At 59.6% G+C, this 13,409-nt stretch carries 9 protein-coding genes and 1 pseudogene; 8 read left to right on the forward strand and 2 right to left on the reverse strand.

Translation table 11 applies throughout. The annotated features are described in order from the left end of the window. A pseudogene (locus tag VJV58_RS10725) lies at positions 1 to 257 on the reverse strand (2-oxo-hepta-3-ene-1,7-dioic acid hydratase); the annotation flags it as partial. Positions 258 to 467: 210 nt separating this feature from the next. On the opposite strand from VJV58_RS10725, the gene hpaR reads away from it, so the two are divergent. The 4 genes from hpaR to VJV58_RS10745 all read left to right on the forward strand — a co-directional run bounded on the left by hpaR (position 468) and on the right by VJV58_RS10745 (position 4,651). Continuing rightward, complete coding sequence (gene hpaR / locus VJV58_RS10730; RefSeq protein ID WP_324137342.1) at positions 468 to 938, forward strand: homoprotocatechuate degradation operon regulator HpaR; 471 nt, start codon at positions 468 to 470, stop codon at positions 936 to 938. Positions 939 to 1,138: 200 nt separating this feature from the next. Beyond that, the gene (locus VJV58_RS10735; protein ID WP_324137320.1) at positions 1,139 to 2,224 is read left to right on the forward strand and encodes a malate/lactate/ureidoglycolate dehydrogenase; all 1,086 of its coding nucleotides are present in this window, start codon (positions 1,139 to 1,141) and stop codon (positions 2,222 to 2,224) included. A 53-nt stretch (positions 2,225 to 2,277) separates the two neighbouring features. Further along, positions 2,278 to 3,054 (forward strand): HpcH/HpaI aldolase family protein, encoded by a 777-nt coding sequence (locus tag VJV58_RS10740; RefSeq protein ID WP_324137321.1) that lies wholly within the window; start codon positions 2,278 to 2,280, stop codon positions 3,052 to 3,054. A 73-nt stretch (positions 3,055 to 3,127) separates the two neighbouring features. Further along, a complete protein-coding gene (locus tag VJV58_RS10745) occupies positions 3,128 to 4,651 on the forward strand; it encodes an altronate dehydratase family protein (protein WP_324137322.1) in 1,524 nt (507 codons plus the stop codon). 45 nt (positions 4,652 to 4,696) lie between these two features. On the opposite strand, the gene VJV58_RS10750 is transcribed toward VJV58_RS10745, so the two are convergent. Next, a complete protein-coding gene (locus VJV58_RS10750) occupies positions 4,697 to 6,457 on the reverse strand; it encodes a HAMP domain-containing methyl-accepting chemotaxis protein (protein ID WP_324137323.1) in 1,761 nt (586 codons plus the stop codon). 365 nt (positions 6,458 to 6,822) lie between these two features. Here VJV58_RS10750 and VJV58_RS10755 point away from each other — a divergent pair, with 365 nt between their 5' ends. The 4 genes from VJV58_RS10755 (at position 6,823) to VJV58_RS10770 (ending at position 13,344) form a co-directional block, all read left to right on the forward strand. Beyond that, the gene (locus VJV58_RS10755; RefSeq protein WP_324137324.1) at positions 6,823 to 8,205 is read left to right on the forward strand and encodes an ethanolamine ammonia-lyase subunit EutB; all 1,383 of its coding nucleotides are present in this window, start codon (positions 6,823 to 6,825) and stop codon (positions 8,203 to 8,205) included. Between the two features lie 154 nt (positions 8,206 to 8,359). Then, a complete protein-coding gene (locus VJV58_RS10760) occupies positions 8,360 to 9,946 on the forward strand; it encodes a B12-binding domain-containing radical SAM protein (RefSeq protein WP_324137325.1) in 1,587 nt (528 codons plus the stop codon). Positions 9,947 to 9,953: 7 nt separating this feature from the next. Beyond that, positions 9,954 to 10,733, forward strand: a complete 780-nt coding sequence (gene eutC / locus VJV58_RS10765) for an ethanolamine ammonia-lyase subunit EutC (protein ID WP_324137326.1) — start codon at positions 9,954 to 9,956, stop codon at positions 10,731 to 10,733. Positions 10,734 to 10,950: 217 nt separating this feature from the next. Beyond that, positions 10,951 to 13,344: an efflux RND transporter permease subunit gene (locus VJV58_RS10770; protein WP_324137327.1), complete on the forward strand. Its 2,394-nt coding sequence runs from the start codon at positions 10,951 to 10,953 to the stop codon at positions 13,342 to 13,344. Positions 13,345 to 13,409 lie beyond the last annotated feature (65 nt).

The raw sequence follows: 13,409 nt of genomic DNA on the forward strand, positions 1-13,409 counted from the left end.
TCGAGCAGCACGCCGGAATCCGGCTCGTCGATTCCGAGCGCGCTCTGCATCGTTTTCGAAGTCAGCCCGATCTTGTGGCCTTTGACGACGCGGCCTTCGGCGAGTTTGATCTCGATCCACGCCTGCTGGATGCCGTACGCGTCCTCGACCGTAATTGCGGGATGCTCGATCGATAGCTGGCGAATCTGCCGCCTGGTTTGCTCCGCTTGATGCAGCCGCTCGGCGGCGAGACGGATGTCCTCTTTTTTCAAAGCCATGCTAGTCCAGCCATGTGGAGCGAAGGACAGGTGCGGAGCGAAAAGGCAGGTGCAGAAATATGATTAACATGTTAAGCGTATCAGTCAAACCCGAATTGGCGGTTATTGCGTTGCAAAGCTGGACGTATCCTTGATGAAGTTGCCAATGGCGAAAGGTCGATCGTGACGCGGAAGCACTCAGGAACCAAGGCTGCCATCAGGCGGGTGCCGATGCGGGAATTTTCCCGGTCGCTGCCGATGTCGCTGTTGCGAACCCGCGAAGCGGTAATGCGGCATTTCCGTCCCTCACTGCGCGACCATGGCTTGACCGAACAGCAGTGGCGTATCCTGCGCGCGCTCGCCTCGGTAGAGACGATCGAGGTGACGGAACTTGCGCGTGTGGCGTTTTTGTTGGGGCCAAGTCTGTCTCGAATATTGCGCGATCTCGAAACCCGTCGGCTGATCGAACGGCGGGTCGTAAAAGCCGATCAGCGCAGAGGCCTTGTTTCGATTTCAAGTAAGGGATTGAAGTTGATTGAGACTGTTGCACCGTCATCCGAAGCCATTTACGCGGCCATTACCCGGCGGTACGGCGCGCGCAAGTTGGCCGAGCTGCAGAATATGCTGGAGGCGCTGGAGCGCAGCTTGTCCAGTTTGCCAGGTGCTGGTAACGCCGGCGCAATAGACGAGCCATCCGAGTAGGTGCAATTTTGCATGCTGCCATCGAGACGACGCATAGCCGCCGCGCAAATCTCACTCGTGCGTCTCTCGTGGGAATTGTAGCCATAGACACACCGGTCATTTTTCGCTCAAAGTGCCTGCAAGCCGCTGATGATAACGAGAGACGCGTGGGGAGATGCGGCAGCGCGGCCGGATCAAGCGATAGGGCGAAACATCCGCAAATGGTAACGTTGCAAGTTGAAAGACTGATTGATTTTGTAGCTGACGTTTTTGTTCATTCGGACTCCTCCCCCGAGGAAGCAAGGCGTATTGCGAGCTATCTGACCACCGCAAATCTGACCGGGCACGACAGCCACGGTGTGATCCGTGTGCCGGTTTATATCAGGTGGAAGAAGATGGGTTCGGTGGTTCCGGATCAGACTATCGAACTTATCGTCAATACGCCCTCGCTGGCGGTCGTCGATGGCAGGTTCGGGTACGGCCAAACGGTCGCGCCGCAAGCGGTAAGGATCGGGATCGAAAAATGCAAAGCCTCGGGCCTTGCCGTCGTGGCCTTGCGCAATGCCGGACATATCGGACGGGTCGGCGATTGGGCAGAAATGGCCGCTGCCGAGGGACTGGTATCGGTGCACTTCGTCAATGCCGCCGGCTCGCTGCTAGTTGCCCCGTTTGGCGGCGTTCAGAAGCGACTATCGACCGCCCCGTATTGCGTTGGCATTCCGCGAAACGGACAGGATCCCATCGTGCTCGATTTCGCCACGTCGATCGTCGCCGAGGGCAAGGTGCTGGTCGCAAGCCGCGGCGGCAAGAAACTGCCGAAGGGGGCGCTGATCGATGCTGACGGTACCTTGAGCGAAGATCCGATGGTGCTGTACGGGCCGCATAGTGCGGAGGGCGCCCGCGACCACACCAAGGGCACGGGCGCGATCCGGGCATTCGGGGAGCACAAGGGCTCGGGTCTGGCATTCATTTGCGAGCTGCTCGGCGGCGCATTGACGGGCACGGGGGCGACTGCGCCTGATCGGCGTTTCGCCAATGGAATGTTCGCAGTTTACGTTGACCCGAAAGTGGTCGACACAAGCAATTTTTTTGATGCCGAAATATCGCGGTATGTGGATTTCATCAGGGCAACCAAGCCGGTCACTGGCGTCGACGCCGTGTTAATTCCTGGCGATCCCGAGAGGAAAATGCGTGCTGATCGCAGCAAAAACGGGGTGCCCTTGCCGGACGATACATGGGCGGCGATAGTGAATACCGCCCGCGAAGTCGGCGTCAGCGAGGTCACCATTCAGCGGGCCGTCAGCTAGCTATCTGAATTTTAAAAAAAGACATCGAGCCTAAAAAAAAGGGAACGCGACTAATGGCAAATAACGTGAAGAAAGTGTGGGCTTCGGGGAAGGCCGTAGTGAACGCCTGGCTTGCGATCCCTTCGGGGTTTTCCGCTGAAGTGATTGCGCAGTGCGGCTTCGACAGCGTGACCGTCGACATGCAGCATGGAGTGCAGGATTATCTGTCGATGATGCAATGTTTCCAGGCCATGCACGCTCACCCCGTGACACCGATGGTGCGCGTGCCCTGGAATGAGCCGGGTATCATTGGCAAGGTGCTCGACGGTGGCGCTTACGGCGTGATCTGCCCGATGATCAACAGCAAAGAAGAGGCCGAGAACTTTGTTTCGTATTGCAAATATCCGCCGCGCGGCACGCGCTCGAACGGGCCGATCCGGTCGGGCATGTATGGCACAGCCGGCACCTATCAGGTGACTGCCAACGACGAAACCCTGTGCATCCCGATGATGGAGACCAGGACCGCGATCGAAAATATGGAGTCCATTCTCGATGTGGAGGGCATCGCGGGCGTTTATGTCGGTCCCTCCGATCTCGGCTTCTCCTATGGTCTGGTGCCGAAGCTTGATCGTGAAGAGCCGGAGATACTGAAGATCTATGACAAGCTGATCAAAGAATGCGGCAAGCGCGGTATTTATCCCGGCATCCACTGCAGTGGGGCTGTCGGCGCGACCAAAGCGATCAACATGGGATTCAAGCTCGTCACCTTGTCGAACGAAAGCGGGCTGATGGCGACCTACGCCAAAATGCAGGTGGCGCAGACCCGAAAAGATTCAAACGGCAACGCCTGAAAGCAGCAAGGCGGGTAGAACAGAACCATCTGTCCTGCCCGCTATACTTGGCGCTTCATCAAGGAGAAATTCCATGACGCCCGCCGCCGTCATCCGACTGCATCCAGATGATGGCGTGCTGATCGCCCGCGCGAGCCTGCCGGTCGGCACGCTTGTTGCGGAGGGCGTCAGCACGCTCGAGCGTATTCCAGCCGGCCACAAGGTCGCGATCAGGCCGATTGCGCCGGGCGAACCGATCCGCCGCTACGGTCAGATCATCGGATTAGCGACAGCCCCGATTGCACCGGGCCAACACGTCCATACGCAGAACTGCGGCATGGGCGATTTCGCAAAGGACTATGCCTTCGGCGTCGACGTCACGCCGACGCCCAACTTCGATCTGCCGGCAAGCTTTGATGGAATTCGTCGGCCCGACGGCCGCGTGGCGACCCGCAACTATATCGGCATTCTCACATCGGTGAACTGCAGCGCGCATGTCGCTGGCATCGTTGCTGATGCCTTCAAGAAGAATCCGTTCACGGGAGATAACCCGCTAGCTGAATTTCCGAATGTCGATGGCGTGGTCGCGCTGACCCACAAGACGGGCTGCGGCATGACGCAGGACGAGCCGTTGACGATTCTGCGCCGCACTCTCGGCGGCTATGCTCGCCACGCTAACTTCGCGGCGGTTGTCGTGCTCGGATTGGGCTGCGAGGTGAACCAGATTGGTGGGCTGATGAAAGAGCAAAAGCTCGCCGGGCGCCTACGCGAACTGGAAATTCAGGAAATTGGGGGAACGCGAAAGACCGTGGAAGCCGGTGTAGCCTTTGTGCGCGAGGCCCTCGAGGACGCCAACAAAGTGGCGCGCGAGCCGGTGTCCGCCAGTGAACTCACGGTTGCCTTGCAATGCGGTGGCTCCGACGGCTATTCGGGCGTCTCCGCCAATCCGGCGCTCGGCGCGGCAAGCGATCTGCTGGTCCGACACGGCGGCACCGTCATTCTGTCAGAAACGCCGGAGACTTATGGCGCCGAGCATCTGTTGACCCGCCGCGCCGTGAGCCGCGAGGTCGGCGAGAAGCTCGTGGCGCTGATGCGCTGGTGGGAGGAATACACCGCGCGGGAGGGCGCCGAAATGAATGCCAATCCCAGTCCCGGCAACAAGGCGGGCGGGCTCACCACAATCCTTGAAAAATCGCTCGGAGCGATGGCCAAGGCTGGCAGCACCAACCTGGTCGATGTGGTGAACTATGCGGAAGCCGTCACAAAGAAGGGCTTTGTGTTCATGGATACGCCGGGTTACGACCCCGTTGCGGCGACCGGACAGGTGGCGGGTGGGGCCAACCTCGTTTGCTTCACCACGGGGCGGGGGAGCGTGTTCGGCTGCAAGCCCGCGCCTTCGATCAAGCTCGCCACCAATTCGGCGATGTACCGGCGCATGGAAGACGATATGGACGTCAACTGCGGCACCATTCTCGACGGCGAGGAGACCGTGCAGCAATGTGGCCAGCGCATTTTCGAACTGATGCTCAAGACCGCCTCAGGCCAGCCGACCAAAAGCGAGAGTTTTGATTTTGGAGGCGCTGAATTCGCGCCCTGGGTGCTCGGCGCGACGATGTAATCGCCGGCTCGGCTCGCGAAGAAGCATTGCCGAGCGCGCGAATTATCAGCCCGCCGCCGCGATGCGCCTGGTATCGCCGTGCTGGCCCTCCAGCGGATCGGCGCGCAAATTGTGAAAAAATGCATCGACCTCGCGCGACAGCGTGTCCGCCGTTGAGGTCAGCTCGCTTGAAGCGGACAGCACGGATGCGGCCGCCTTGTTGGTCTCCCCGATCGCTGCGCTGAGCGAACCGATATTGGCAACCAGGGTTTCGTTGCCCTGCGCGGCCGATTGCGCATTTGCGGAGATTTCGCGGGTCGCCGCGTCCTGTTGCCCAACCGCACCGGCGATATTCGAAGTGACATCGTTGATATCGCGCACCGCGCTGCCGATTTCGCGCACTGCATCGACAGCGTTGCGCGTCGATGCCTGAATCAGGCTGACGTTCTGGCCTATCTCGGAGGTTGCCTTGGCCGTCTGTTCGGCCAGGGCCTTCACCTCATGCGCGACCACCGCGAAACCGCGGCCGGCTTCACCGGCGCGCGCGGCTTCGATCGTGGCATTGAGCGCCAGCAGATTGGTTTGTTCGGCGATGGTCTGGATCAAATTGAGCACGCCGTCGATGCGCTGGGTCGCAGCGGCCAGGCTTTCGATTTCGGCGACCGATTTCTCGGTGCGCAGGCCCGCCTGTTCGACGACGCTCGCGGATTGACGAACCTGCCGGCCGATTTCCTCCACTGAGGCGGACAGTTCCTCCGCCGCACCGGCTACGGCGTTCACATTGCTGGAAGCCTGTTCGGTCGCGCTGGCGGCGGCGACCGCGCGTCCGTTGGCGTCGGATGCCACCTGGGTGATGGACTGTGCGGTGTCGCGCATGGCCGACGCATTCTCGGTAACCGCGCGCAGCACGTCGCCGATAGCGCCACGGAACTTCTCCACCGAGGTTTCAATGTGACGGGCCCGTTGTTCGCGGGCGGTGGAGTCTTGCACAACCTGCGAATTCAGATTGCGGTTGCGGTCCATTGCCTCCTGGAAAATCCGGATCGCCCTCGCCAACGCGCCGATCTCGTCGGCTCGCTTGGTATGCGGAACTTCTACATTCTCCTCGCCTTCGGCTACTCGCTTGATGGTCGCGGTGATAACCGAAAGCGGTTGCGCAACCGACCGGGAGATGATCAGGACGCCGATGCCGACCACGATCAGCGTGAGGGCGCCGAGACCGGTCAGCAGAAAGGCCATGATGCGGTTGACGTCGCCCTGTCGAGCGATCTGCGTGGCGCGCTCTGCATACACTTTGGAAAGCGCTTCCAGATCCTTGTTGAGAGCAGAACGTACGGTGCGATTGGCGTCATTGTCGCCCCATTCACGCCCTGCGGCTCCGCTAATCTCAACGCCGCGACGAACCAGTTCCTTGCGAAAGTCGACGAACTGCTCGATGCGCTTCTTGAATACCGCGAACTGCTCGGCGTCGTCTGTCTGGACGATGCTCTCCCAGTTCTTAACGACCGCGAGGATCTGCTCATTGAACTTGAGAAGACCGTCGCCGTATTTTTTTACAACCGCCGGCTCGCTCGACATGTAGACGCCGCGCGATTCCATCACGACTGCATAGACCAGCGAATTGACGCGCTCGACGTTGAGTGCTGCAAGGTTGGCCGTCTCGATGGCCGCCGTGAGCTCGGCGTTTCGCCGGGTGTTATAGTGGGACAGAATGGCAATCGCCGCCGTCAAAAACGCAATCAGCGCGAATATCGAATAAAGCTTGGCCGCGAGCGAAAGCCGGGAACCTGTGGCATATGAGGGAGAGGGGTTGGCGGACGTCCACATTTACGGGCCTTGCACGGTCTCGAGAAGACCGGTCAGCGACGCCGGCCGTTCAAAAAAGGATGCAAAATGTTCGTGTATAAGTGATTAAATTTCATCTGATTTGCTCGTAGCTGCCGGCGTTTTGTTCGCGCATCGAGACTGCTGGAGTTCGGTGGATCTCCAAAATTTACGAAGTAAAACAAGCCCTTAAATGAACTTCCTAAGCCAGATGCTCTCGGTTTAATTCGGACGCCCCAAGCGAGCACGAATTTAGAATTGCACTTCAGCCGCCGCGGCGAACTGTAACGCCCGCAGGCAAATTTCGGCGGCGGATACTTTTGTCCACCTGCTAGTCTCGCGTCCAGCGCAGGTCGCGGGGAGCCGCCATGGTCTATCGCCACACCATCAATGCGACCGGATACGTCTTTGCTGATCTGCGCGAGCTGCTGGCCAAGGCGACGCCAACGCGCTCGGGCGACCGGCTGGCCGGAATCGCAGCGGAGACCGCGGAGCAGATGATAGCGGCGCGGATTGCGCTCGCGGATGTCCCGCTCGAGCAATTCCTGCAGGAAACCGTCATTCCCTATGAAGACGATGAAATCACCCGATTGATCACGGATACTCACGACCTGTCGGCTTTTGCAGGCATATCGTCGCTGACGGTCGGCGAGTTTCGCGACTGGCTGCTGTCCGATGCGGCAACTACGGAAGCTCTCAACAGAGTGTCCCGTGGCCTCACTCCGGAAATGGTGGCGGCCGTTTCCAAACTGATGCGCAATCAGGACCTCATCCTCGTCGCGAAGAAATGCCAGGTAACCACCCGATTTCGCAACACGATCGGATTGCGCGGGTGCATGAGCGTGCGGCTGCAGCCCAATCATCCCTTCGACGACCTCAAAGGCATCACCGCCTCGATCCTCGATGGCATCCTGCTGGGATCAGGCGATGCCTGCATCGGCATCAACCCGGCAAGCGATGATCCCGCTGTCATCAGCGGACTTGTGCAGTTGCTAGACGACATTATCGGCCGGCTGCATATTCCGACGCAAAGCTGCGTGCTGACCCATGTGACCACGACGCTTGGCTTGATCGATCGCGGCATGCCGGTTGACCTGGTGTTTCAGTCCATCGCCGGGACCCAAGCTGCCAACCGTAGTTTTGGCGTCGATCTAGCGTTATTGAGGCAAGCTCATGAGGCGGGACTGTCGTTGCGGCGCGGCAGCATCGGCCGCAACGTCATGTATTTCGAAACCGGGCAGGGGTCAGCGTTGTCCGCCAACGCCCATCACGGTGTCGACCAGCAAACCTGCGAAGCACGCGCCTATGGCGTCGCCCGCGCCTTCGATCCCTTTCTGGTCAATACCGTCGTCGGCTTCATCGGCCCGGAATATCTCTACGATGGAAAGCAGATTATTCGCGCCGGACTGGAGGACCATTTCTGCGGCAAGCTGCTCGGCCTGCCGCTTGGAGTGGACGTCTGCTACACCAACCATGCCGAGGCGGATCAGGACGACATGGACAATCTTCTGACCCTGCTCGCCGCGGCCGGCGTCACCTTCATCATGGGCGTGCCCGGCGCGGACGACGTGATGCTGAATTACCAGTCTACCTCGTTCCACGATGCGCTCTACGTCCGCGATCTGTTCGGCCTCAAGCGGGCGCCGGAATTCGATCAATGGCTGTTTCAGTCCGGCCTTGCGGATGCCGCTTTTCGGTTGTCGGGCAACCCCGCGCTGCTGCCTGATTTTGCGTCACGGCTGATCGCCTGAGCACGCAAAATCCCCGGCGACGCCCCTTTACAGGCAACCTTTCCAGCATCAGTGGGTTGGACGGGTTGCCACAGTCTTGAGGAAATCATAGCTGACCGCTGGCAGGCGTGCTTAGCTTTGTTCCAGGTCTTACCGGATATCGCGAGGAAATCTGATGAGAGCTGAAGGCATTGACACGGTACGGCGCATCCTGTGCGTGTTTCCGCGTTATACGTCATCGTTCGGCACATTTGAATATGCCTATCCCTTGACCGACGGTGTTGAGGCTTTCATGCCGCCGCAGGGATTGCTCTTGATCGCGGCCTACTTGCCCGCGAACTGGCCGGTGCGTTTCGTCGACGAGAATATCCGCGCCGCAACGGCCGAGGATTTCCAGTGGGCCGAAGCGGTGTTCGTTAGCGGTATGCATATTCAGCGCCAGCAGATGAACGATATCTGTCGCCGGGCGCATGCGTTCGATCTGCCTGTTGCGATCGGAGGGCCTTCGGTCAGCGCCTGTCCCGACTACTATCCCTCTTTCGATTATCTGCATGTCGGCGAACTCGGCGACGCGACCGACGAATTGATCGCGACACTGGCACGAGATTGCTCGAGGCCGTCGCAACAGATCGTGTTCAAAACCGCTGATCGTGTCGCCATGACCGAATTTCCGATTCCGGCCTACGAGCTTGCGGACGTCAAAAGATATTTCCTCGGCAGCATTCAGTATTCCAGCGGATGTCCCTACCAGTGCGAATTCTGCGATATCCCCGGCCTGTATGGTCGCAATCCGCGACTGAAGACGCCGCAGCAGATAGTCGCCGAGCTCGATAAGCTGCTGGAATGCGGAGTCAGCGGCTCGGTTTATTTCGTCGACGACAATTTCATTGGCAACAGGAAGGCGGCGCTTGAGCTACTGCCGCATCTCATCGAATGGCAAAAGAAGACCGGCTACGTGATCCGGTTCGCTTGCGAGGCGACGCTCAACATCGCCAAGCGGCCGGAAATTCTCGAAAAGATGCGCGAGGCGTTCTTTTTCACGATATTCTGCGGCATCGAGACGCCTGATCCAGATGCGCTCAAGGCCATGCACAAGGACCACAATATGATGGTGCCGATTTTGGAAGGCGTTCGCACCATTAACAATTACGGGATAGAGGTGGTCTCGGGCATCATCATGGGGTTGGATACCGACAAGCCGGAAACGGGCGAGGCATTGCTCGCCTTTGTCGAAGAATCCAAGATTCCGCTCCTGACGATCAATCTACTGGAGGCCCTGCCGAAGACCCCGCTGTGGGATCGTCTCGCGCGCGATAACCGGCTGGTCGATGATGACGCCCGCGATTCGAATGTTGATTTCCTGCTGCCTTATGAGCAAGTGGTCGAGTCCTGGCGCATGTGCATGGAGCGCGCGTTCGAGCCGGAAAAGCTATATCGGCGTTTCCAGTATCAGGTCGATTTCACATATCCCAACCGGCTGAAGGTGCCGGTGACGCCCGAGCAAAAGACCTGGGCGAACATCAGGCGCGGCCTGATCATGCTTCGAAACATTTTCTGGAAGGTCGGCGTGCTCAGCGACTACCGCAGAGTGTTCTGGAAGTTTGCGTTACCGCGATTGCGGCACGGCGACATCGAGGGCCTCATTTCGGTGGCAACGATCTCGCACCACCTGATCATGTTCGCGCGCGCGGCTTGCACCGGACGGCAGAACGCCTCGAATTATTCGATGCGATTGCGGGAGGCCTCGGTTCCCGCCGAGTAAAACGGAAATGAAGTCGCCGGCCGCTTCGCATTCTGTGTCGGAACTGCGTGGCTTGACCCCCGCGCGCGTCGGGCTTGGCCGCGCCGGCGGAAGCCTACCGACCGCGGCGCTGCTGGAATTTATGCTCGACCATGCACGCGCGCGCGATGCGGTTCATGCCGCGTTCGATGTGCGAGGGTTGATCTCAGGGTTGAACGATCTGGCGCTCGAGCCGCTTGAGGTCTGCAGCCGCTCCCGCGAGCGAAAGCACTATCTCGGGCGCCCCGATCTGGGGCGATCGCTCGATCAGCCCTCAACGGAAGCGCTGACGAGCCGAAAAGGGAATGCCTGCCAGGTCGCGGTCGTTCTCGGCGACGGGTTGTCTCCAATTGCCGTGAATGCCCACGCCATCGGCGTGATCAAGTTCCTCGTTCCGAGACTGGCCATCGATCAGATCGATATCGGTCCCGTGGTGGTCGCGCGGGGAGCGCGCGTTGCGCTGGGCGATGAAATCGGCGCTCTCCTTCGCGCGCGGATGATGGTGATGTTGATCGGCGAGCGGCCCGGCCTGTCGGCAGCGGATAGTCTCGGAGCCTATCTGACCTTTGCACCTAAGATCGGCCGTACCGATGCCGAACGCAATTGCGTTTCCAATATCCATGGCGCGGGATTGGGCTACGAGGAAGCGGCCTTCAGGATTGCGTGGCTGATTCGCGAGGGTCTGGCCCGCGAAGTCACCGGAGTGCGGCTAAAGGACGAGAGCGGCGAATACAAATCGATCGATCGCGGGACCATCAACCCGGTGTGACAAACCGCGGGTATAAGTCCGGCACGCGGCCTACGCGCGGCTTTTCCGCGCAGTCGTGCGCTTGCGAGAGGGCTGCTGGACCTGCTACACCTGTCGCAAATTAATTTGTCGCATGTTTTCAAAGGCTAGCCCCGACAGCCAAGGCCTACTTGAGGCCCCATTCGCGCCCGGGAATTAAAGCTATATGTGTTAAGCGGATGTGAGAACGGGATAGGGCATGCTCGAAAAAAACGACGACAGTAAGGTCCACGTCGAGAAGGTAGAGCAGCGGCCAACCGCGAGCATCGCCTTCGGGCTGGAACGCATCGGCCTGATTGCGATTCAGGCGCCGATCCTGTCCTGCATCATTCTGGTGGCGCTGATTGTTGGGGCGATTTTCGGCATCGAGCGGATCAAAATCGACGATTCCCTGAGCCAGCTGTTCCGGTCCAATTCCAAGGAATACCGTCAATACGAAGCGGAAACCAAGCGCTTCCCCGCGACCGAATTCGATGTGCTCGTGGTTGTCGAAGGCAAGACGCTGCTTGCCCGTGAAAATCTCGAGAAGTTGCGTGAACTCGTGACCGACCTGCAGCTGGTCGACGGTACGCGCGGATTGATTTCTTTATTCTCCGCGCGTCAGGCGCCAGCGCCTGGCAAGCTGCCTGCCGCGCTGTTCCCGTCGGATCTTCCGACCGGCGCCGAGTACGACAAGTTTATAGAAACCGTCAAATCCAATGAGATCATTCGCGGCAAGCTGCTGTCCGAAGACGGCACGCTGGCGCTGATTGTGCTGTCGCTCGAGCCCGAAGTCGTGTCCGGTAACAAACTCGGTCCGACGATCGGCGAGATTCGCAAGTTGATGGCGACTGACCTTGCGGGCAGCGGGTTAAACGCGGAGTTGTCGGGCGTTCCGGTGATGCAGCTCGAGATCCGTAACGCGGTCGAACGCGACGGGCTGACTTACAACGTCTTGGGAATTCTGGCCGGCTGCATCATTGCCATCGTTTTCTTCCGCAAAATATCTTTCATGGTGGTTGCGGCCTTCCCGCCGATGATAGCGATTTTGCTCGCGCTCGGTGGGCTCGGCTGGGCCAATTTCAATCTCAACATGTTCCTGAACGTGATGACGCCGCTGATCATGGTGATCAGTTTTTCGGATTCGATGCAGCTGACGTTTGCGGCGCGCGACCGCCTGATTGCAGGCCAGGACAAATTCACCGCGTTCAGGAATGCGGTTCTGGTGGTAGGGCCGGCTTGCGTCCTTACGCATGGCACTGCGGGAATATCGTTTATTGCCCTGCAATTCTCCGATTCCGACCTGATCCGCAAATTCGGCGAGGCGGGGCTTGCCGCCACCATCATCGCGCTGCTGGCAGTGCTGTCGCTGGTGCCCGTATTCGGGGTGCTGTTCGTACGGAACGAGCGGGTCTTCGCGGTGAAATTCCAGGGTGCCGACGCCGGCGTGCAGACGTTGCGCAATTTTTGCTATTGGATTGCGGTGCGCATGGTCAGCCGGCCCGGCCTGTTCAGCCTGCTCGCGGTGCTTCTGGTGGGAGGCCTGGGGCTCATTTATGCAAACCTCGAACCGCGATATCGGCTGGCAGATCAGGTCCCCGACAAACAACAAGCGGTGGCCGCAAGCGGGCGTCTCGATGCCAAGCTGACCGGCGCCAATCCGATCGATGTGCTGATCGAATTTCCCAAGGGCGCTTCCCTGTATGCGCCCGAAACGCTGCAGACCATCGCCGATGTCCACGCCGCCGTCGAGAAACAGGCGGGCGTTGGCAACGTTTGGTCACTGGAGACGCTGCGCCGATGGCTCGCCGAAAAGGCCGGCAGTTCCGACGTGGCGACGCTGAAGGAATATGTCAACCTGATTCCGGAACATCTGGTACGCCGCTTCATTTCCGCCGATCAGGATGCCGTGGTGGTGTCGGGTCGGGTACCCGATCTGGACTCCAGCGAAATTCTTCCTGTGGTCGAGAAACTCGATCATGCGCTAGACGCGGTGCGCAAGCAGCATCCAGGTTTCGAGATTTCCGTCACCGGATTGTCGGCGATCGCGGCCCGCAACAGCGCCAACATGATCGAGAAGCTCAACCGTGGACTTACGATTGAGTTCGCTCTGGTGGCCATTTTCATCGGGCTGGCGTTCCGTTCCGTGGTGGTGATGTTCTCCTGCATCCTGCCGGGCATTTTCCCGGTCGTGCTATCGGGCACGGTACTGTGGCTGCTCGGGGAGGGGCTGCAGTTTGCCAGCGTGGTGGCGCTGACAGTGTCCTTTGGTTTGGGGCTGAGCGCGACGATCCACTTCCTCAACCGGCTACGGCTTGAGAGCACGCCCGGCATCAGTTCGGAATTGGCTGTCGAGCGCGCAACTGTACTCGTGGGTCCGGCATTGATCCTGACCACGGTGGTGCTGGCCTGCGGTCTTGTGGTGACCGTCTTCTCCGACCTGCCGTCGCTGCGATTATTCGGCTGGCTGAGCGCCTTTGCCATGGTGGCAGCACTGGTCGCGGATCTGTTCATCCTGCGACCAACCGCGATGTTCCTGATCAACCTTTCGCAGCGGCTTCGCGGGATCTTTGGAGGCCCAAACCCGGCCGGTGAAACCCGCGCGAAAAGTTAGAGCGTTTTCGAGCGAAGTGGACGCCGGTTCGGGTGAAGAAAACACGTCAGCAGAATCGCTCGGGC

Source organism: Bradyrhizobium sp. (assembly GCF_035273305.1).
In the GTDB taxonomy this organism is placed as follows: Bacteria; Pseudomonadota; Alphaproteobacteria; order Rhizobiales; family Xanthobacteraceae; genus Bradyrhizobium.